22 protein-coding genes are annotated in these 21,782 nt (G+C 41.1%); 10 read left to right on the top strand and 12 right to left on the bottom strand.

What is annotated here, in order from left to right:
* Window positions 1-91: 91 nt before the first annotated feature.
* The 12 genes from ACOV1Q_RS04355 to ACOV1Q_RS04300 form a co-directional block, all read right to left on the bottom strand.
* Complete coding sequence (locus ACOV1Q_RS04355) at window positions 92-487, bottom strand: HYC_CC_PP family protein (RefSeq protein ID WP_189602863.1); 396 nt, start codon at window positions 485-487, stop codon at window positions 92-94.
* Window positions 488-1,022: 535 nt separating this feature from the next.
* Complete coding sequence (locus tag ACOV1Q_RS04350; RefSeq protein ID WP_424493171.1) at window positions 1,023-1,574, bottom strand: helix-turn-helix domain-containing protein; 552 nt, start codon at window positions 1,572-1,574, stop codon at window positions 1,023-1,025.
* 34 nt (window positions 1,575-1,608) lie between these two features.
* Entirely contained in the window at window positions 1,609-2,199 is a 591-nt protein-coding gene (locus ACOV1Q_RS04345; RefSeq protein WP_189602862.1) for a DUF2911 domain-containing protein, read from the bottom strand.
* Window positions 2,200-2,217: 18 nt separating this feature from the next.
* Complete coding sequence (locus tag ACOV1Q_RS04340; RefSeq protein WP_229793614.1) at window positions 2,218-3,090, bottom strand: DUF6503 family protein; 873 nt, start codon at window positions 3,088-3,090, stop codon at window positions 2,218-2,220.
* A gap of 111 nt (window positions 3,091-3,201) precedes the next feature.
* Window positions 3,202-3,657, bottom strand: coding sequence for a heme-binding domain-containing protein (locus ACOV1Q_RS04335; RefSeq protein ID WP_189602861.1), 456 nt, complete (start codon window positions 3,655-3,657; stop codon window positions 3,202-3,204).
* A gap of 3 nt (window positions 3,658-3,660) precedes the next feature.
* A complete protein-coding gene (locus ACOV1Q_RS04330; RefSeq protein ID WP_265164202.1) occupies window positions 3,661-4,281 on the bottom strand; it encodes a DUF3347 domain-containing protein in 621 nt (206 codons plus the stop codon).
* A 43-nt stretch (window positions 4,282-4,324) separates the two neighbouring features.
* A complete protein-coding gene (locus ACOV1Q_RS04325) occupies window positions 4,325-6,646 on the bottom strand; it encodes a multicopper oxidase domain-containing protein (RefSeq protein ID WP_424493170.1) in 2,322 nt (773 codons plus the stop codon).
* Between the two features lie 147 nt (window positions 6,647-6,793).
* Window positions 6,794-7,207: an HYC_CC_PP family protein gene (locus ACOV1Q_RS04320; protein WP_189602858.1), complete on the bottom strand. Its 414-nt coding sequence runs from the start codon at window positions 7,205-7,207 to the stop codon at window positions 6,794-6,796.
* 532 nt (window positions 7,208-7,739) lie between these two features.
* On the bottom strand, window positions 7,740-7,946 hold the full coding sequence (locus ACOV1Q_RS04315; protein ID WP_229793613.1) for a GDCCVxC domain-containing (seleno)protein: 207 nt from the start codon (window positions 7,944-7,946) through the stop codon (window positions 7,740-7,742).
* A gap of 8 nt (window positions 7,947-7,954) precedes the next feature.
* Window positions 7,955-9,301, bottom strand: a complete 1,347-nt coding sequence (locus ACOV1Q_RS04310; RefSeq protein ID WP_424493169.1) for a dihydrolipoyl dehydrogenase family protein — start codon at window positions 9,299-9,301, stop codon at window positions 7,955-7,957.
* Between the two features lie 15 nt (window positions 9,302-9,316).
* Window positions 9,317-9,925, bottom strand: coding sequence for a mercuric transport protein MerTP (gene merTP, locus ACOV1Q_RS04305; protein ID WP_168025992.1), 609 nt, complete (start codon window positions 9,923-9,925; stop codon window positions 9,317-9,319).
* Window position 9,926: 1 nt separating this feature from the next.
* Window positions 9,927-10,298, bottom strand: a complete 372-nt coding sequence (locus ACOV1Q_RS04300) for an ArsR/SmtB family transcription factor (protein ID WP_168025991.1) — start codon at window positions 10,296-10,298, stop codon at window positions 9,927-9,929.
* Between the two features lie 273 nt (window positions 10,299-10,571).
* Between ACOV1Q_RS04300 and ACOV1Q_RS04295 the strand changes: the two genes are divergently transcribed.
* The 10 genes from ACOV1Q_RS04295 to rpe all read left to right on the top strand — a co-directional run bounded on the left by ACOV1Q_RS04295 (window position 10,572) and on the right by rpe (window position 21,769).
* Window positions 10,572-10,964 carry a hypothetical protein gene (locus ACOV1Q_RS04295; protein WP_168025990.1) on the top strand — a complete coding sequence of 131 codons (393 nt, stop codon included), beginning with the start codon at window positions 10,572-10,574 and terminating at the stop codon, window positions 10,962-10,964.
* Between the two features lie 93 nt (window positions 10,965-11,057).
* Entirely contained in the window at window positions 11,058-15,533 is a 4,476-nt protein-coding gene (locus ACOV1Q_RS04290) for a CusA/CzcA family heavy metal efflux RND transporter (RefSeq protein WP_168025989.1), read from the top strand.
* Between the two features lie 30 nt (window positions 15,534-15,563).
* Window positions 15,564-16,805, top strand: coding sequence for an efflux RND transporter periplasmic adaptor subunit (locus ACOV1Q_RS04285; protein ID WP_168025988.1), 1,242 nt, complete (start codon window positions 15,564-15,566; stop codon window positions 16,803-16,805).
* Between the two features lie 88 nt (window positions 16,806-16,893).
* Window positions 16,894-17,229 carry a P-II family nitrogen regulator gene (locus ACOV1Q_RS04280; protein ID WP_168025987.1) on the top strand — a complete coding sequence of 112 codons (336 nt, stop codon included), beginning with the start codon at window positions 16,894-16,896 and terminating at the stop codon, window positions 17,227-17,229.
* A 184-nt stretch (window positions 17,230-17,413) separates the two neighbouring features.
* A complete protein-coding gene (locus tag ACOV1Q_RS04275; protein WP_235955770.1) occupies window positions 17,414-17,626 on the top strand; it encodes a hypothetical protein in 213 nt (70 codons plus the stop codon).
* Window positions 17,550-17,786 (top strand): hypothetical protein, encoded by a 237-nt coding sequence (locus ACOV1Q_RS04270; RefSeq protein ID WP_424493396.1) that lies wholly within the window; start codon window positions 17,550-17,552, stop codon window positions 17,784-17,786. Before ACOV1Q_RS04275 ends, ACOV1Q_RS04270 begins: the two co-directional genes overlap by 77 nt.
* Complete coding sequence (locus ACOV1Q_RS04265) at window positions 17,677-17,961, top strand: hypothetical protein (protein ID WP_424493401.1); 285 nt, start codon at window positions 17,677-17,679, stop codon at window positions 17,959-17,961. Before ACOV1Q_RS04270 ends, ACOV1Q_RS04265 begins: the two co-directional genes overlap by 110 nt.
* An 84-nt stretch (window positions 17,962-18,045) precedes the next feature.
* Window positions 18,046-20,598 (top strand): heavy metal translocating P-type ATPase, encoded by a 2,553-nt coding sequence (locus ACOV1Q_RS04260; protein WP_168025985.1) that lies wholly within the window; start codon window positions 18,046-18,048, stop codon window positions 20,596-20,598.
* A complete protein-coding gene (locus ACOV1Q_RS04255) occupies window positions 20,585-21,037 on the top strand; it encodes an OsmC family protein (protein ID WP_168025984.1) in 453 nt (150 codons plus the stop codon). Before ACOV1Q_RS04260 ends, ACOV1Q_RS04255 begins: the two co-directional genes overlap by 14 nt.
* 72 nt (window positions 21,038-21,109) lie before the next feature.
* A complete protein-coding gene (gene rpe / locus ACOV1Q_RS04250; protein ID WP_168025983.1) occupies window positions 21,110-21,769 on the top strand; it encodes a ribulose-phosphate 3-epimerase in 660 nt (219 codons plus the stop codon).
* The last annotated feature ends 13 nt before the right edge of the window (window positions 21,770-21,782 follow it).

Here is a 21,782-nt window from a genome sequence, read left to right as displayed (position 1 = left end):
GAATTAATACTCTTTTGAAGCTGCACGTTTGCAACATCAAAAAAACTCTGCTCCGGCGGTAAAGCACCAGAGCCTAAATATTAATTCAGAATCAAATTAAGAAGGTCTCGTTCAATATGTGGATTTCCTGAACGATTAAGGGAGGTATATACTTGACAAAAGGAATATCTTTCGCAGGCAGTTCTTCAAAAAGCCCGTTAAATGAATAAGCAAAACTTACAAGAAATACTTGCTGATCAAAGTTGAGATCATAAAAGGATATCTTCAAATCTTTCTGACCATCAATAGCTATAGAATCGTCAGAACAACCTTTCTCATCAGCTACTCCGGAATCATGTTCCATTCCGCAGGTATCAGCTTCAAAAAAGACTGATTGGTCCACAAGAAAATCACCGCAAAAGTGTTTATTCACAGTAAAGGACATTGTCGATAGGAACATTAAAAATGCCAGGACCAAAGATGATATTTTTAATAGGAAGGCTTTCATAACACTCTTCTAATTTCCTCTATTCATTAGCTAATTACCACTGAAATAAGGTTGAAATTATATTTGGAGCATTTTAATAATTCAATAACAAAAATAATTAATTGCTCTTTTTTCAAATATGATCAAAGTCATATTTTCCCTTTTCTCTCAGAATTCTAAACATAGGACGCATTTTCCTTATCCAGAATAAAGATAGCTCAAAAGGTTCAAAAGCACTTTTAATATAACAGAAAAAACATTCACTATTAAGGGTTTGTAATTATTTAACAGTAAAGACTACGAAAAATGGTCATGAAAAGATTATAAAATATAGAAGAATCATATGACGTTTAGAAAAGAGAATATTTACTTTACCTAAATTACCAGTATCTAAAAATTGAGACAATATAGGCGGCCAAACCTTCTATTTTCCCATGGCTTTCAACAAAAAACTTATTGTAATGTTTCTTTTCACAAAAGATCAATTCCTTACTATCTCAGAACCTATTGAGATCTGTTTTACGTTTTTCTTCTTTATTTTTATAATCCGAAGGAGTTACACCAGTAGCTTTTTTAAAGTGGGTTGATAGGTAGGTAGCACTGCTGTACCCGTTTCATGAGCAATCTCTAAAACAGTTAGCTCGTTATACTCCAATAACTCCTTTATTCTTTCTATCTTTACTTCACTATAAAACTTCTGAATATTTTTCCCTTCAAGTTTTGTAAAAATATGGGTAAGATGGCTATAGTCGTAGTGTAGACGGCTGGTCAACAGATCTGAAATCTTCTGTTTCCCAAAATCTTCCTCCTTGTAAACCCGCGCAATGATTATTGATTTTATCTGGTTCACCAGGCGTTCATTTTTTTCGAAAATGAGCTCAAATCCCACTTTACGTAACTCTTCCTGAAACAATGTGAACTCAAAATCTGAGAGACTCCTTTCCAACTCTGCCTCTCCCAAAGACACTCTTTTGAAAGGAATTTTTAATGTAGTCAGTATTTCTCTTACGCTCCTTTTGCATCGCTGGCAAACTACATTTTTAATCTGAATAACTCTATGATTTTCAATATTCATAGAATTCCTGTCAATTAAAATTTCCTTTTTCATGGTTGATGGTTGGTTAGTTCTTTAGGTTTTATACTTAGTCATTCATCCTTTGTTCATCTGCACTGACTTGAAAAGGAATACTAATTTTCTTTCTTTCCCAAGTGAGAGAAATTACTCCTTCATCATTTTCTATTTTTTGAACTTCATAAGTCAGTGCCTCCTGGACATTCTCCAGCGTCTCAGAATGAACTTCCAAAACAACTACATTTTCTTTTTCATCATATTCATCCTTTCCATGCTGATCCCAACGGGAATTGAACATGACTTTCCAATTTTCTTTACCGGGAACTGTAAAAAAAGCATACTTCCCGGCAGGCAATATTTCATCACCAATTACCAAATCCTTATTGGTTTCTATCCAGGTCGCTTTATGAGCTCCGGCCTGCCAAACTGTGTTGTAGCCTACCAGTCCGCCAAAAATTATCCTGTCACGCACGCGTGGTGAAGAATAATCTATATGAATATGAGCCCCATCAATTATGGCCATGGTACTGGTATGCGGACTTAACACCTCTTTGTTTTGTGTTGTCACCTTTTCGGCCTGGTGGTTTTCATGTTGCGCCTGCATCCCACTTGTGGAAAATAATACAAGCAGCACGTAAATAATATATTTTGTGGTTTTCATGGAAAATGTTGTGTTTAATTAATTGTTTTTATTAATGCTTACGCTAATATTTTCAGTTTGGATATCAGAGAAAAATTCCAGTTTTCCTGCTTCATATAGGGAGTCCAAATCACGTAACGGTGTGGAAAACTCTTTGGCTTTATAGTTTTGGTAATCTACGAACCTGATTCCTTCTACCACCCTGGGATTCAACGCTTTCCTGAACCTTATTCCCCCGTCATTGGTAAAAAACCTATAAGCTAAATAATCTACCGTGAAATTTTCCTTGTGGATCCAGTATAAGAACTCATCCTCAAAATCTGTCCCTCCACCTTCCTCACGAAAGGTAACTTTAACTTCGTAATAGGTCTCCCCTTCCACCTCATCTTCCCCCAACAGTTCTTTGTTGGCCGCAGGCGAATTGAGCACAAAAGGCACCTGGACAAAATAATGAACAGAATTTACCCCATCACTTATCCGGGTGACCATCGAATCTGGAACAGTAGCAGCTTTGCTGTTTACAAAACGTTTCAGACCCTCATTGCTTAGAACATCATGTGTGGTGTTACCGGCGGAATCCTTTACAATACGCTCCAACCGGAAGATGTCCCCATTGCGTTTACTCTTATATCTCCTGTTCCTAAAAGTGAAATCGATTTCAGCATTTACATAGTTTTCTCCACCGGAGGCCTCAATACTTTTCTCTATAATTTTCTCACCTTCTGATTTTTTTTCGGAAGTGCCACAAGACAGCGATAATACTGAAACCAGTATAGCAGTTAGAACTGTATTTTTGTGAAAGGTGTTCATTTTGATTTCTCCCATTTTAAAGTACTTAAATTCGATCCCTATGAAAAGTCCCAGATAACGATGGGCTTTCCTCAATTTTACCCCTGTTTTTCTTTTGACCAATAATTATAATTTTTATTTGTTGCTGAAAACTTTTTATAAAGACCCTGCACCTGAAGTGTTAACTAATTAAACAGACAATTTCCAGGCACAGGGCCGGGGGATTATTTTCTTTTACCTTACTTCCATGGCCAAAGAATCCATCCAAACTGTGAATTCTTCCTTCTCCTTGTCAGAAAGTTTCGCATCCCAATGCACCAGGGTATATGATTGCAAAGGCATTTCCCCATCTTTCACCTGGCTGCTTATAGAGCGCAACTTACTTCTTTGCCGCCGGGAGGAATATTCCCCAAATTCACTAAAATTCAAATCTGCCTTGCCTTTTTCAATATGGTCGTTCAAATACCAGGTAAACGGCTGGATCTTATTATACCATGGATAATTGGTATTATTGCTATGGCAGTCATAACAAGAGGTTTGCAGGATGGTATTGATGTTTTCGGGTACCTCGTAAATCTCCGTAAAATCTGATTTAGGAATATAATCACTATGATTGCGGTTTGTGGGGATAAACTGTATCCCCACAAAGGCAACCAATAAAATCAGACCGATGATCTTTAGGAACTTCATTCCTTAAATTTCCTTCTGGACTTCTCCACAGCTAAGCATATTTTGTCCAAAGTAAGGGTTCCTTATTTCCTCACTGGTGCTTAGCCAAATCGCGCCTTTCTTGTTGTTGTACATAGGGCAAAACTGCTGATAAAGCCTTTCGGGGGAACCGGTAATAGCCAGCATATCAACCATATCAATGCTCATTAGTTCAAAATGTTCCCTTTGGTGTGCCATATCGCTATAGGAAATATGATCGGCGTGTTCCTTGGCACTTTCAATAATTTCGGTCAGTTCCTGCCGTTCGGCAGCTTCATAACCGCTCATATTAAAGTTTTCAAAAGCTGCTACGAGGCTTTCACCGGCTTGCGCAGCCCCTTCGGAATTATCGGCTACCAGGGCATTTTTTAGTTCCATATAATCATTAACGATAATTCCCGTCTGTGAATCCTGGTTTTCACTGCCAGACATATTTTCGGAAGTTTGTTCCCCACCTTCCATCATTTCTGAACCTTCGCTCATATTTTCATGGTCCATTCCTGAACGGTCAACGTTTCCTTCTTCATTGTTGTTTTTACAGGATACTGCTGTTAAGCTCACAATTACTAGCATTGCAATTCCTAAGTTAACTTTTAGATTTTTCATTTTTGAATTGTTTAAACTGATATTAATTGATATTGATACTTCACTAAAATCTTATGCTAAGTCCACCCCCCGCACCAAACCGGTTGTCATAACTTCCCATTACAGAAAAATTCCTGGAAAGGAAGTATTCGGCACCCACATTGTACACTTGTTCTTTTTCAAAGTCAGTGCCTTGGGGCAATTCATTTACCCAGCCAAAATCGGCCTGGAATTCATATTCCCCGAATATGACGAACCTTGGAAATAACATAATTTCCCGGCTTAAACTTATTTGCGGTCTTAGCTTATGGTCCAACCGTACATCCAGGTTGAACATATATGGCGTAAAATAGCGTACTCCGGCAACGGCAGTAGTGCTCAGTTCATCCAGGTTACCTTTCATTTCATTTTCCACGTTCACCCCACCAAATACCCGAAACCAATCGTTCAGGTAATATTCATAAGAAACCTCAGCTTCTAAATTTTCGTTCCAGCCATATTCTGCAATTAAATTGAACTGGTTCCTTATATTGCTGGAAACCACATTCACTTCGGTCATGTGAGAGGCTACATCTGCTAAGCCCCAGGTAAAAAAGTGATTCCCTTCCTGAAAGAGAATTTCTCTGGGATGTTCTTTCATTAGTGGATTGCGCTCGGTCTGGTAGGTTACTGCCCTGGCCATGCCACCAACCATGTGATACAGCACATGGCAGTGTAAAAACCAATCACTGTCCTCATTGGCCTCAAATTCAATGATGGTCTTTTGCATAGGTGCTACATTTACTGTGTGCTTGAGCGGAGAATAGGCTCCATGCTTATTAAGAACACGGAAGAAATGGCCGTGAAAATGCATGGGATGGTGCATCATGGTGAGGTTGTTGAATATTATTCGCACTTTTTCACCTTTTTCAATTTTAATCATTTCGGCTTCGGCCAGAGGTACTCCATTCATACTCCAGATGTAGCGCCACATATTACCGGTAAGGTTCAGCAAAATCTCTCTTTCAGATTTTGTCTCATCAATGGTAGTAGGAACAGGAGCCTGTAGAAAATCATAATTATAATCTGCAAACATTCCCATTTTTGACGTATCAGCTCCCCCCTTCTGCTGTCCTTTTTCTGAAGTTTTGGTATTCTCTGAAGAAGAACGCTCTGCCTGAAGGCTGTCAGTCTTAGGTGCATGTACATCGTGATCCATATCTATATCCTCTTCCATTTTTTCATCAGGTTCCATGTCCATTCCCCATTCTTTCATAAGCTCGTAAGGCTCTACTTTACCTGGATTGAATTTCATGGCGGGAGCTCCCATTCTCATTTCCATTTCTGCCATCTGCATCATCATACCTATTTTATCCGGCCTTGGAAGTACCTCTGCCGATAGTACCTCTCCACTTCCGAAATAGGCATGTGTAGCCCCTGACCCATCTTGGGCCACGGCCCGCACTTCAATCTGTCTGTCTTCAGGAATAGTAATGATTAGGTCATAGGTTTCTGCGATGGAAATAAAAAGTTTTTCCTTGTTCACCGGAACCACATCCAGGCCATCGGCCGAAACTAAAAGAGGCGGAGTGCCTCCGAAGGTAAGCCAAAATTGCGTTGATGCGGCTGCATTTATAATGCGTAGCCTTACCTTATCCCCGGCTTCATATTTGGTGTAATGTTGTACTGTATCCCCGTTAGTCAAAAAAGCAGGATAATATATGTCCGCGATATCTGCACCTTCCATGCGCTGACGCCAGAAATCCAGCTGGGCACCCAAAGCGCCCCTGGCAATTACACGGTTCAAGGGAGTCGCAGTTCCTTTTTTAATGCTGTACCATTCGTTGCCGCGCTTTAGGTTCCGCAGGACATTCCGCGGTTTCTCAAAAGTCCAATCCGATAGAACCAGTACTTCGTCGTGATCATAATTATAAGCGGCCGATGGTATTTGTGGTTCTATGACAATTGAACCGTATACGCCACTTTGTTCCTGCAGCATGGTGTGAGAGTGATACCAGTAAGTCCCAGCCTGAATGAGGGGAAATTCATACTTCTGTATCTTACCGGGCTCTATGGGTGGTGTAGTGAGGTAAGGCACTCCGTCGTAAAAATTGGGTAGCAGGAGGCCGTGCCAATGAATTGAAGTTTCCTCTTCCATTTCATTCTTAACGTATATAACGGCATATTCCCCCTCTTTAAAGTTTAAAGTTGGACCGGGAATGCTGCCGTTAATCGTCATGCCCATGCTTTCCTCTCCTGCAATATGGACCATTTCTTCATCTAGGGTTAAATGGTACTCCCGTACAGGTAAATTATCCACATTCCCTTCTAATGAGGGGGTTTGTTGGGCATTAGTAAGATTTATTGATACAACTATTAATAATACTGCAAAAAGATGTTTTTCCATTTCCTATTAATTTAATTAATATTTGAACATGAAGTCATTTGTAGTGGCTATTTCAAATAAAGTATAATCTCAATGAATATTTAATTCACTCCTAAAACAGATATACCTTACCAGTAGTAAGTAACTGGTATTGACAAAAATATTAAATCAAATAAGAAACACCTGATCCCGAAGATAAATACTATGGATCAGCAAAGGAGGAGAATAAAATGTGTAAGCCGGCACCTGCCGAGGTATATAATTAAATAGAGACACATAGGAATTCGCAAAAGCACCTAAAAACACCTGTTGTTTAAAATCCAGCGATAAAAACGAATTTTTCAACTCGTCCTGACCTTCAACTAAAATTTTTTCATTACTACAACAATGATCCTTCTTCATGGAAGTGGCCATATTGTAATGATCATGAATTCCCATTACGCAACTTTTAGCTTCAGAAAAGACAGCCAGATCCATTAAAAGACCTCCACAGAAATGTTTTTCTACAGTAAAAGATAAAGTAGACAACAACACCACAAGTGCCATCAAAATAGAGACAATATTACGCAATGTACTTTTCATCGTCAATGGAGAAAACATTCCCATAATAGAATGATCTCCTAATTTTTTCGCTTAAAAAGCGAAATTAAATATAAAATAGCAGCTAGTGTTATACTATTATGGAAAAATGTTGTACTAATTGGCTAAGCGAAATAAGCTTTCTTAATTTCATTATATAAAACTCTTTTGAGCGGCATCTCGGCGAACCTCAATATACCGTCAAGACTACGACAATTCTTCTCCCTCTTAAGAACTATATTAATGCTCTGTAGCCGGGTTTTTTTGGGTAACAGCTAAAATCCCTGATGAATGAGGCATTGAAGAGTATTTTCAATTATACAGCTTGCTTTTAAAGCATTATAAATTCTGCTGATAATTAGCCTGTTGTAAAAAATATTTACGCTATAACCATCTGTTTATCAGATAATTAAAACCTAGTCTTACTTCCTCTCTCTTGCCGTTTTGCCTTTGGCGGAACGATCTTGATTTTTTACCGGAGACTATTAATTTTAAAAACATATCCCCGGGTGGAAATCAAATTATAAAAGGGAATTTAACAGCAACTTTTATTCTCCTGAATAGGAGGACAGGGAATACTTCCAAATGAACAGAACACACAACAATCACCCTCTTTGGGCCTTAAAACCTCTTTACATTGCTCACATTGATAAAAAAACTGGCAGGCATCTGTTGGCATTTCTTCTTGCTTGGAGTGGCCGCAATTAGAACACGTCAAAACAGATTTTAAAATAGTTTCCATAGGTATGTTTATAACATTGATGTGATATCCGAGCCCATTGTCGGATAGGCATAAATCATTTTCTTTAAGTCTCGTACTGGCACCTCTTTGTACATCGCAAGTGAGAAAAAGTTAATCGTTTCTTCTACCCCCGGACCAATGAGATGAGCTCCCACCAAAGTACTTTTATCAGTGTCTATTATGGTTTTATAAGCATATTCCTGAACGTTAAGACGTTTAGCATTGAACCACCCTGGAACTGCCTTACTGTTCACTTTGATATTTAACCCAGCTTTCTCCGCTTCCACTTCAGTCAGACCTACCGAAGCCATAGGTGGTAGGGTAAAGACAACTGACGGCATAGGTGGATATTCCGGTTTCTTATTTTTACCCTTTAATATGTTGGAAGCAATGATATTACCTTCATAAACAGCTACCGGGGTTAATGGAAGCCCATCAGTATCGGCAGCGTCACCAGCAGCATATATGGATGGATTGGAGGTACTTTGTAAGTACTTATTGACCTCAATTCCTTTCTTGTTATAATTTACAGAAGCCTTCTTCAAGTTCAAGTCATCAATATGGGGTACTCTTCCCGCACTGTTGAAAACAGCTTCAGCTGTAAACTCTGTTTCGGAACCATTTGTTTCACCAATTACCGTATAACCTTTTGCATCTTGCTTGATTCCCGTGACGTTTGTTTCGAGCATCAATCTTACTCCAAGTTTTCTGGTGGCCTCCGACAAATGGTGAACTATATCCTTATCAAAATTCTCCAAAGGCTGAGGTCCCCGATGTATGATGGTAACTTCTGCTCCACATCGCTTAGCTATATGTGCAAACTCAAAGGCAATGTATCCACCACCTATAAAGATTAATGAGTTAGGAAGTTCCTGAAGATTTAAAAAATCTGTACTTGTCAATGCAAGGTGACCACCGTCAAATTTCAACTGGCGTGGACGTGCTCCAGTTGCAATAACAATCTTGCTTCCCTTTAAAACTTCCGATGCAATTTCGACTGCATCACTGCCGATGAAGCGAGCGGCACCATGATAGGTGTCGATATCATTGTGTTTATATCCTTTTTCAATTTTAGGCGGCATAGCATCCACAAAATCCTGTTTAAATTTCATTGCTTCCTGCCAGTAGATAGCTGGTACTTCAGAAATTTGCTTCTCGTGTAGATTATCAGCCAAATGTTTTACTTCAGTAGGGCCGAGCATGATCTTTTTGGGATCACATCCACGAAGAGCGCAGGTACCACCATAGGGCAATTTATCTGTGATTCCCACCCTAAGCCCTTTAGAAGCACATTTATTGGCAATATTCATTCCTGCCATTCCGGAACCTATCACAAAAACATCATAATTTTTCATCTGGTTCTTTTTAAGTTACTTATCAACTACCTTATAACCGGTACTGCTTATAGCACTAATAATTGCAGCCTTATCTACTTTTGTTTTGTCATATTCGACTACCGTATTGGCATTTTCATAATTTGCCTTTACCGAAATAATGCCATCAAGTTTATTGACTTCATTTTCCACAGGGGCTTCACATCCTGCGCAGGTCATTCCTTCTACAACAAATACCTCCTTAACAATATTTGATTGTGAAACATAGACTATTTCCTTGGTAGGTTGGCTGTAAAATACTTCGGAGTAAGTGGGAAAAGCCAGCATGAGCCCTGCAAATAATGTTACAATCAGTAAAAACTTCTTTGACTGCAGAAATGTTGGTTTTTCATCTTCTGCACATCCGCAATCACTTTCAGCTTCTTTTTTAGATCTTAGTTTTTGATACCAGGCCAGGCCCAGAACTAAAACCGTGAGCGCAATTAAATACGGCCGGAAAGGTTCCATCCACGAAAAGGTAGTAGCCATTCCACTCGTGCCCACGACCAAAGCAAGAACTGGTGCAATACAACATAAAGATGCTGCTGTTGCCGCTACTACACCGCTTAAAGCAGCTTTATTGGATCTATTTTGAGATGCATCCATTTTAAGCGGATTTTCTTGATGATTTAATTGAACTCAAAATGTTATCCAGAACCTGGGTTTCAGAATTTACCAGCGAATAATATAAAGTTTGCCCCTCCCTTCTGGAGACAATAAAGCCGGCGTCTTTAATTTTTCGAATATGTTGCGAAATCGCCGGCATACTCATTTTTAAAATGTCTGCTATATCACAGGGACATAATTCCTTCTCCATGTTTAAAAGGAAGAGAATCTTTAAACGCACCTCATTACCGGCAATAGAAAGGAGTTTTGTCATCTGCTGGAAACCGTTGTCCAAACTTTCAATTGTTGCCTGACAATTCAATAGCTGTGTATGGTTAGCTTCAGCACGTGTACAGATTATTTCAAGTTTCATAAAAAATTTTAAAGCTGCTAAGATATAAATTATTTATTATTTAAGCAACTTATTAAATATGATAGAGAAATAGTGTATTATGTTGATATTCATCCCGCCAAATTTCTTCCAGGAATTACCTCAGTTTAATCCATTCTAAAAACTGGTTTAATATCTGATTTCTTCCGCTCAAATGGCCGCAGGCATCGGTTTTAAATTTTCATTTCAATTCGCTAAATATTAGAAGTTCTACTTTTGCACTTCTGTTGCATTTAAATTTTTTATCTTTGTAATGTGAAAATTCTAGCAACCACTTTTTTATCCGTCATTTTCTTGTTCCAATCTTCGGGACCAGTAACGGATTGGTGCTGTGAACTACTGAAAATACCAAATCTTGTTGAGCATTATAAAGAACAATCGGCAGATACCGGTATTACTTTTTTTGATTTCATAGATTATCATTATGGGGATCAGAAAAAATTTCCGGGCCACGAGAAGGATAATCATGATGGTGAACTTCCATTACAAGGCAACCACTCGTGTTATCATGGCATGGCCTATGTTGATTCGCCGAATCTTGAAACCTATTCCTTAGGAATTCCAGAAGCAAAAACTAATTCTTTATTCTACCAACCTCCATTTTCCTCGGCCAGTTTAGGTACTATCTTTCAACCACCCCAAGTTTAATTTAACTTTTGTGATAGGATAATTATATCCTGACGCCATTGACTTCTTTAATGGCCATCTCATCTATTTACGTTGAATTAAATTCTATTATTAATGATTAACAAAATTATAGCATTCTCTATAAACAACAAGTTTATAGTAGGACTGCTAACATTGGCACTTATAGGAGCCGGAATATGGTCGATGATGACCGTGAACCTGGGTTCAGTTCCTGATATTACAAATAACCAGGTACAGGTGATTACCCAATCTCCCAGCTTAGGTACTGAAGATATTGAACAGTTTGTCACTTATCCGGTCGAACTGGCAATGGGTAATCTCCCCGGGGTGACTGAATTACGATCTGTTTCCCGCTTTGGACTATCCGTGGTAACCATCGTCTTTGAAGATGACATGGGAACTTATTTGCCCCGGCAGCTGGTTCAGGAAAAATTGACAGAGCTGCAGGAAACCATTCCCGAAAACTTTGGTAGCCCAACTATGGGGCCTATTTCCACCGGGCTGGGACAGATTTATGAATATACCATCCAGCCACAACCAGATTATGAAGAGGAGTATACTCCTACGGAGCTCCGAAGTATTCAGGACTGGATTATTAAGAGACAGCTGACACTCCTTGAAGGTGTTGTAGAAGTGAATTCCTTTGGAGGATACATCAAACAGTACGAAGTAGCTATTAGTCCTGAGAAATTAAATGCGCTGGATGTAAGCATCTCCCAGGTTTACGAGGCCCTGGCCCGGAACAATGTAAATACCGGGGGAGCCTACATTGAAAGGAACAGAATGTCCAACTTCATTCGGGGAGAAGGCCTGATCCAGTCTTTAGATGACATCAGGAAAATAGTGGTTACCAATGAAAACGGGATTCCTGTTACAGTTGGAAATATTGCCGAAAAAGTGAGTTTCGGAAGTCAGGTGCGTTATGGTGCTTTTACTCAGGATGGAGAGGAAGCTGTGGGCGGTATTATTATGATGCTGAGGGGCTCAAACCCCAATGCGGTAATACAGAGGGTCCAGGAAAGGATGGCGGAGGTAGAAGAATCCTTGCCGGAAGGACTTGAAATAAGGCCCATCATTGACCAAAGCGCCCTTATTGGAAGAACAACCGATACCGTGACTAAAAACCTGTTGGAAGGTGCTTTAATCGTAATCTTTGCATTGGTATTCCTATTGGGGAGTTTGCGTGGGGGCCTCATTACAGCCACTACCATTCCGCTGTCCTTGCTCTTTGCCTTCATCCTGATGAAGCAGTTTGGGGTTTGGGCAAATTTAATGAGCCTGGGGGCCATTGACTTCGGGATAATTATTGATGGGGCGGTTATTATTATAGAAGGTGCCGTTTATGAAATCCATAAAAGGATCAAAGCCGGAAAAGTCAAATTTAATCAGGCGGTCATGGATGAGGTCGCTTACGATTCCGGAAGCACTATGATGGGGTCGGCATTTTTCGGCCAGGTTATCATCCTTATTGTGTTTACACCCATCTTGTTCCTAACAGGAGTGGAAGGCAAAATGTTCAAGCCAATGGCCTATACTTTTGGTTTTGCAATGATAGGTGCCATTATCTTGTGCCTTACCTACGTTCCTATGATGACGGCATTGTTTATGAAGCCGATTGAAAACAAGAAAAACTGGTATGGCAAGTTAGAACGCTGGCTGGAAAGAGTCAGTGATAAAATCATTGGTGGCATTCACCGTGCTTACCTTCCGCTCTTAAAAGCTTCCCTCCGCCTCAAAGCTGCGGTGATCATAGGATCTATTGTTTTATTGGGGGCTGCAGGCTATGTTTTTTCCGCGATGGGGGGAGAATTTATTCCGCAGCTGGATGAAGGGGACATTGCCATGCAAGCTTTAATCCGTCCAGGTAGTTCATTAAATGAATCTATTGAAGTCTCTAAAAAAATTGAGACCTTACTTTTGGACAACTTCCCGGAAATAGAGACAGCAACAGCCCGAATTGGGGTGGCCGATATTCCTACTGATCCCATGCCGATGGATATAGCAGATATGTACATCATACTCGAAAAAGACAGGGACAAATGGGTTTCTGCTGACACAAAAGAGGAACTCATTGAACAAATCCAGGACCTACTCAATAAAAACCTCACAGGTGTCAACCTTGTTTTTACCCAACCTATAGAGCTAAGGTTTAATGAGCTATTGGAAGGGGTAAGAGAAGATATTGCGGTAAAACTCTATGGCGAGGATTTGGAAGTTCTATCCACTAAGGTTCAGGAAATGGCAGAGATTATTCAAACTGTACCCGGAACAGGAGATGTAAATGCAGAGAGAACTTCTGGTCTCCCACAAATGACGGTACGCTACAATCGTGACAAGTTAGCACAGTACGGGCTGGAAATCGAAAAAATAAATGAATATATAAATACCGCTTTTGCAGGTGGAGTGGCAGGAGTGGTTTTTGAAGGAGAAAGACGTTTCGACCTGGTAGTGCGCTTTGATGAAGAGCACCGACAGAGTATTGAAGATATACGGACTTTATACATTGATCTGCCTAATGGTACCCAAGTCCCGATTAATGAAGTAGCTGATATCAGCTTTGTTCCCGGGCCAATGCAAATTTCCAGAGACGACACCTATCGCAGAACATACGTTGGGGTAAATGTGAGGGGCCGTGACGTAGAGTCGGTTGTGAATGATATTCAGGCAAAACTGGGTGCCGAACTGGATTTACCTCCAGGTTACTACATTTCTTATGGCGGTGAGTTTGAGAACCTTCAAAATGCCAAAGACCGCCTGATTATTGTGGTGCCTATCGCTCTCTTGCTGATATTCGTGCTGCTGTATTTTGCCCTGGGCTCATTCTCGCAGTCTATCATGATTTATATGGCCATTCCATTAGCGGCCATTGGGGGTGTTTTCGCCCTGTGGCTCCGGGACATGCCCTTTAGTATCTCTGCAGGTGTAGGCTTTATCGTGCTCTTTGGAGTGGCAGTACTTAACGGTCTGGTCCTGGTGAATCGCTTTAATTCATTAAAAGAAGAAGGCGTAACCAGTATCAAAGACCGGATTTTTATGGGTACGAAAGAACGAATCAGGCCGATCATGCTTACAGCGGTAACAGATATTTTAGGATTTATGCCAATGGCATTTTCTTCTTCGGCCGGTGCAGAGGTGCAGCGCCCTTTAGCAACCGTGGTTATTGGAGGTATGCTTACAGCTACCCTTCTCACCCTTGTGGTGTTGCCAGTCCTTTATACTTTAATAGAAAATATGAAAAACAGAAGAAATAGTAATAACAATAATGGCTTTGCACCAGCCCCTGCAATAGTGGTGGCATTGCTTTCTGTCGGAAGCCTCTTAGGATTTAGCACCCCTGCAGAGGCACAGGAAAACAGTTCTTCACAGAAAAATTCTCCGGCTCAGGCTGAAATAATTGTCCAACAGGATTCTTTGCCAGTCCTCTCGTTAGAAGAGGCCAAGGAACGGGCAATAGAGGCTTTTCCGAGAATAAGAGCTGCTGCCCTGGAGATAGAAAGTCAGCAGGCTTTAAAGAAAACGGCCTGGGACCTTGGTAATACCCAGATATTCACCGGCGCAGAAGAAATTAGCGGTGGTTCGAGTAATGCTGATCTTGGTGTCTATACACAAATTGGGGTTCAGCAACAGAATATCGACATCTTTGGTATTGCGCCACGCCTGAAGTTGCAGAAGGAAAGGGTGGCCCTGGCAGAAGAAGCCCTTGATCTTTCCATTCTTGAAGTAGAACTGGAGGTAAGTCAGGCCTGGGCGTCGGTATATGCTGCTAAAAATGAGTATGAGACCTTATACAGTCTGGATTCAGCCTTTACCGATATTGAGAGAGCTGCACAGATCAGGTTGGAAACAGAGACAATCTCGAGACTTGAATACCTGGCTACGGTAAACCAGGGCAATGAAGTTGAAATACAAAAAGAGCAGGCCTATAGGGATTATCTTGGAGCCTTGCAGCGATTCAACCTGTGGTTTGCCAGTGACACACTTTACACGGTACCTAATGTTCCTGCCGATCAGTTTGATGAGCCCATTAGCGGATTACTGCAACCCCTTGGGAACCATCCCCTGCTCAATGTGTATGAACAAAGGATAGAGGTGGCTGATGCAACCCTAAGGGAGAGGCGATCGCAGTTTCTTCCGAAATTTCAGGCGCAGTACGGCAGGCAGAAAATTGACGGCCAAACCGGCTTTTATCAATATCAGGTAGGGATCAGCATTCCTTTGTTCTTTGGACCTGAATTGGGCAGAACACAATCAGCAAAAATAAACCGCGAAATAGCTGAAGCTAATTTACAGCAGACGCAGTTTGAGCTAAAGACAGCTTATGCTGAGGCACGCGAAGAATACCTGAAGTGGCTTAATTCCTGGACATACTATCAGGAAGAAGCGCTACCCTTGGCCAGAGAACAGCGGGCAGGGGCCATCATCGCTTATCGGGAAGGAGCAATTGACTATGTGACTTTCCTGCAAAACATACGCGATGCCGTACGCATAGAAGTGAATGCCTGGCAGGCATTGGGCAGCTATCTTGATAGCCGCTCCCAACTCGAATATTATATAAATACTTCAGAATAAGATAATTAATTAATAGACAAAGATATAAAAATGAAAAAGCACATTATAAAACTGTTCACATTGCTCATTACGGTAAGCTTTCTTTCAGCCTGCAATGGCGGAGAAGGCAAAGGTACGGAAGAAGCGTCCCCTGAAGCTCAGGAAGAACATTCTGCAGAAGAAGAAGGAGGTCATGAAGAAGGAGAAGAAGGAGGAGGAATGGGTGAAGTGCATCTTTCCAGTCTCAAGTTCAACAGTTTGGAAATAAAAGTGGACACCCTGCCCACAAGGCCCATTTCCGATATAGTAGAAGCTACCGGACAACTGGAAGTCCCACCACAATATGAAGCTACAGTAACTGCTTTTATAGGAGCCAATATAACTTCTATTGAGGTCATTGAGGGGGATCAAGTAAGCAAAGGTAAGGTACTGGCATATCTATCCCATCCTAACCTCACCAGGTTACAAACCGATTATATGACAGCTTACAGCCGTTTGCAGAACCTGGAGCAAGAATTTAATCGTCAACAAAGGCTTTATGAACAAGAAGTAGGTTCAGGCAAACTTTTTCAACAGGCACAGGCCGATTATCGTGTTGTGCAGGCAGAGGTTCAAGGGTTTGAATCACAGCTCAGGCAGTTAAACCTTAATGTTGCTGGCATACGAGAAGGAAATATTGTCGAGAATGTTCCTGTAGTCAGTCCAATAAAAGGGAGCATTGAAGATGTAAGTGTGCAGGTAGGACAATATGTTGATCCCCAAACCGAGCTATTCGAAGTGATCAACGCCGAACATGTGCATGCAGATTTAATGGTCTTTGCCAAAGATGTATATAAAGTCAAGGAGGGACAAAAGGTCCTGTTACAAATGGAATCAGTGCCCGGCCAGACTTATACTGCTGAAATTTATTCTATCGGCAAGAAATTTGAACAGAATCCCAGGGCTGTCCACGTGCATGCAGAGATACAGGAAGATTCAGAAAACCTGGTACCGGGCATGTACATCAACGGCAGGATCGTTACGGGCACAGGAACAGAAGTAACAGCCTTACCGAAAGAAGCAATTATTGAGGAAGAAGACAAATCCTACATCTTTATTGCTGAAGAGCACGAGGAGGACGGGGAAACCGAGTGGTCTTTTAAGCCGGTGGAAGTGGTGACAGGAGAAGAAAATGAAGGATGGGTGGAAATTAAATTATTGCAACCTTTACCTGAAGGTGCAAAGGTGGCGTGGAACAATGCTTATTATTTGATAGCAGAAATGAAGAAGAGCCAGACTTCTCACGGTCATTAAATTAAAAACTTAAATGGATGGGCTCTCTGTATAATGTTTGTCTTAATTAGTTAACCCAGAGGGTTCATCCTTAATACAAACTATAGCGATGAAAGAAATAAAAGCATTTATAAAACCAAAAAGAGTACAAAAAGTAGTTGAAGCCCTTAGTGATAGTGGCTTTAATAGCATGACCCTTTCGCAAGGGGAAGGGACCGGTGCATTCAAAGCCAAAGGTGCCAGCCCCTCCCTTGATTTTCGCATTACAGATAGTCCCGTAGTGAAACTGGAACTGGTGTGCCAAAATGAAGAAGCACGAAAAGCAATAGACATCATAGTCGAAAATGGAAAGACAACGGATCCTGGCGACGGAATTATTTATGTTTCAGATATTGAAGATGCGTTTCAAATAAAGACGGGAAAATCCATAAAGAAATTTGATTGACGGGGAGCAACAACAATAAAATAAGTCCTGTAAAGGAAGTTCTAACTGTTTGTCTTACTAATGGGATTTCCTTTTCAGGCATAATTTTTTGTAGCTCGAAATTAAAAATACAGGAAGTAATAAAGGAGACATATAGATGCCATAAGGAAAGTTGTAACTTATAACTGAAAAGAAGAAATGATCTATGAATGATTTTTTGACTGTTCTATTGTTTGCAGCCATGCCTGCCTTAGGAAATTTTGGCGGAGGTATGTTGGCAGAATTTATAAATGTTTCGGGCAAAACCGTTAATCTATACCAGAACCGCCTTTTTTCTCAACCTGACCTTTACGGTAGTCGAATTGATTGGTGGTTTTCTTTCGGGCAGTATTGCCATAATGGCTGGTTCACTGCATGATTTTGCCGATTGCCTTTCTTTAGGGGAACCTGAAAAAAAGACAAGAAATTATGAGGAGGCGAAAAATTTTTATAGCGATTCTAACAGGTGTGGTCTTTGGAATATTGATCATGCAACCGCTGGTTCTTTCCCTACAAATGAATTATTTACAGGGAGATGAAAATTGGTGGAAGTACCTCCCTGAGAGTTACCAGGAAATATTCAATTTTAGTGATAAAAATCAAATCTTGATGAACCTTCTTTTTGCATTGCTGGGGATAGCTCTTGCTTTCATGGTCGCTGTAAGAAAAAGGATATTTAAACTTAAAAAACAAAGTAGAAGTTCAAGGAGGTGAAGGCGCATTAATTAAAAGATCATCGCCAATTTAAAGATTTCAGCGAGAGTTTACCGGACAAGAATCGAAAAACCGATAGAAAAAATGAAAAAAACGCAAGTAAAACTGCCAATACTCCTGCCGGAAGTTCCCGATGAGAACGATCAATGTGTGCAGAGGCTAATGGATCACCTGCAAAACAGGGAAGGTATTGAAAAGGTGCATATTGTTTCTGAAAAAGAGGATGATACCCCTCAGCTTTGTTTTCATTACGATCCCGACATTATTTCCATTGCCCATATTACAAAACTCGCAAAACAGGCAGGGGCATCATTGACCAATGAATTTGGACATACCCTGTTGGAGGTTGAGGGAATACGACATGCAAGGCATGCGAGGAAAATTCAAAATGCCCTGAGAGGATTGGAGGAGATAATGGAAGCCTCGGTATCCGAATCGGGAATCGTAAGGCTGGAATTCATAAAGGCTAAAACTGATGAAGAAGATTTTCGTCAAATCCTGAGGAACGAAGGCCTGAAAATCAAGACTGCCAAAAAGAATAAAAAAGTGCCTCCTGAAACGGCTGAAACCCATAAACATTCCAACAAAGAGGCAGAGCTTAAAGATGAAGGCCACGCTCATGACCACGGGGGTATTTTAGGAAAAAATACTGAGATGTACTTTTCCATTATTTGCGGGGTGTTATTGGGCACCGGTTTTGGCCTTTCCTACCTGGAAACTGTGCCCGAATGGGCAAGTTTGGCCTTGTACATAGGCGCCTATTTCTTTGGGGGCTATTACACGGCAAAAGAAGCCATTGAAACGGTTGCCAAAGGAGGTTTCGAAATTGATTTCCTTATGCTGGTCGCGGCCATCGGGGCAGCCATTCTGGGAGAATGGGCAGAAGGGGCTTTGCTCCTCTTCCTATTTAGCCTGGGCCATGCACTGGAAAATTACGCCATGAACAAGGCGCGAAAATCTATTGCAGCTTTAGCAGACCTTGCACCTAAAACTGCTCTGATAAAACGAGATGGAAAGACGCAGGAAGTAAAAATAGAAGAGCTTCAGATAGGTGATATTGTTGTAGTGAGATCCAACACCAAAATTTCTGCCGATGGTGTTGTTGTTAATGGCAATAGTAGTGTGAACCAGGCACCCATCACCGGTGAGAGCGTCCCTGTGGATAAGTCCCCCGTACCCGATCCTGACAGGGACTATTCAAAAGAAAGCGAAATAAAAGAAGAACATCGGGTTTTTGCGGGAACCATCAACGGCAATAGTACCCTGGAAGTAAAGGTGATAAAAACCTCTCAGGATTCTACACTGTCAAGACTGGTGACATTAGTGAATGAAGCCCAGACACAGAAATCACCTACCCAATTATTGACTGATAAGTTTGAAAAATATTTTGTGCCATCGGTTTTGGCCCTGGTGGTTTTGCTGAATTTCGCCTTTCTGGTCATTGATGAACCTTTTAGTGAGAGTTTCTACAGGGCTATGGCAGTTTTAGTGGCTGCCAGTCCCTGTGCCCTGGCCATTTCCACACCCAGTGCTGTACTTAGCGGAGTGGCTCGTGCAGCCAGGGGTGGTGTTCTGGTAAAGGGAGGGCGGCCCCTGGAAGACCTTGGCGTGCTCACCGCTATTGCTTTTGACAAAACCGGTACCCTTACTGAAGGCAAACCAAAGCTCACCAAAGTTATCACTTTAACGGACGTAAGTGAAGAGGAACTGCTAAAAACAGCTGTAGCTGTAGAGGCTTTAAGCAACCACCCCCTTGCAAAAGCAGTGGTACGGGACGGCAAAGAACGCCTGGGAAATGCACAATTTCCGGAAGCAAGTAATATGGAAGCTGTTTTAGGAAAAGGTATAAAAGCCAGCCTCGGGGAAGATAAGGTGTATATGGGGAATCTTGAGCTCTTTGAAGCCCTCGATGATCAAAAGCCTTCAGAAGAAATCGTTGAAAAAGTAAGGGAACAGGAAGCCGCAGGGAACACGACAATGTTGATACGCAGGAATGAGGAGTATATTGGAATTATTTCCCTTATGGACACTCCACGGGAAGAAGCTAAAGCCACCTTGGAGGAGCTTAAAAAAATCGGTATTAAACGTATGATCATGCTCACCGGGGATAACCAAAAAGTGGCTGATGCGGTGGCCAAAGAAATTGGCCTTACCGATGCCTGGGGAAGCCTGCTTCCCGAGGAAAAGGTAGATGCTATTAAAAAATTAAAGAAACAGGAGGACAAAGTAGCCATGGTGGGCGATGGAGTGAATGATGCTCCCGCTATGGCACATAGTACCGTGGGTATTGCAATGGGGGCAGCAGGATCTGATGTAGCTCTGGAAACCGCCGATATAGCCCTGATGGCCGATAAACTGGAAACGCTGCCCTTTGCAATAGGTTTGAGCCGGAAAGCCAAAAGCATCATCAAACAAAACCTTTGGGTAAGCCTGGGGATTGTAGCTTTATTAATTCCGGCCACTATCTTCGGGTTTGCCAACATTGGTATAGCAGTACTGGTTCACGAAGGTTCTACATTATTGGTAGTGGGCAATGCTTTGAGATTATTAGCTTATAACAATAAGAAAACTGCCTTTCCCGGAGGCCGTATAAAACAAATTCATGAATTAAAACAAGAAAATAATGTCAGAATTTAAAGTTAAACTAGAATGGAAATCCGATTCCGAGGATTTCTCCTATAAGAATTATACACGTACCCATCAATGGATCTTTGGAGGAGGCTCGCAAATTACTGCATCTGCAGCTCCAGAGTATTTGGGGAAAGCTGAATTTGTCAATCCTGAAGAAGCCTTCGCTGCTTCCCTCTCCAGCTGCCACTTATTGACTTTTCTGGCTATTGCCTCCTTTAAAAAGTATATTATAAAGAGTTACAAAGATGAAACCGTTGCTGTGGTTGAGAAAAACAAGGATGGTAAACAGGCTGTGACCAGGGTTTTTTTACGGCCCAAAGTAGAATTCTCGGGGGAACATATACCTGATGAAGAAGAAATGAAAAAAATGCACCATAAAGCACATGCTGAGTGTTTTATCTCTAACTCTGTAATAACAGAGATTGTGTTGGAACCTGTTTTATAATTTTCTTCAGGTAGATTTAGTGTGTAAGGGTTTTAGTTTGAATTTTGAACTAGCCGATAAAATATAGTTGATATGAAAAATCTCATGGTTGCCCCTTCCATTCTTTCGACAGATTTTGCCCACCTGGGCAAAACCCTCGAAACTATTAATAGAAGTGAAGCAGACTGGCTGCATGTGGATGTAATGGACGGTATGTTTGTTCCCAATATCTCCTTCGGAACCCCTGTTTTACAAGCTATTCATAAGCACAACAAGAAACCGGTCGAGTTGCACTTAATGATTGCTCAACCTGAAAGGTATTTGGAAGTTTTTTCTAAATATGGGGAGCAAATTACGGTGCACGCCGAGGCCTGCCTTCATTTGCACAGCGTGGTGCAACAAATAAAAAACCTAGGTTGTAAAGCAGGGGTAGCTTTAAATCCGCATACCTCTTTAGGAAGCCTGGAATACGTCATCAAAGATTTAGATACAGTTTGCCTAATGGCTGTAAATCCGGGTTTTGGCGGACAAGATTTTATTCCCGATACACTGGAAAAAATAAAGGAATTAAAGCAATTGATACAAAGAAAAGATGCAAAGGCCTTTATTGAAGTAGATGGAGGGGTTAACAGGAATAACGTGAAGGAAATTTTGAATTCAGGAGCTGATGCTGTTATAGCAGGAAGTAGTATTTTCAATTCCAATGATCCCCTTAGGGCAATTCAGGAGCTTAGAAACCCCCTAATAAGGTAACTAATGTTGTAAA

Origin of the sequence: Salinimicrobium maris (assembly GCF_049680855.1) — a bacterium.
GTDB lineage: Bacteria > Bacteroidota > Bacteroidia > Flavobacteriales > Flavobacteriaceae > Salinimicrobium.
Note: the sequence above shows the minus strand (reverse complement) of the source record. Positions and strands in the feature narration are given on the sequence as shown.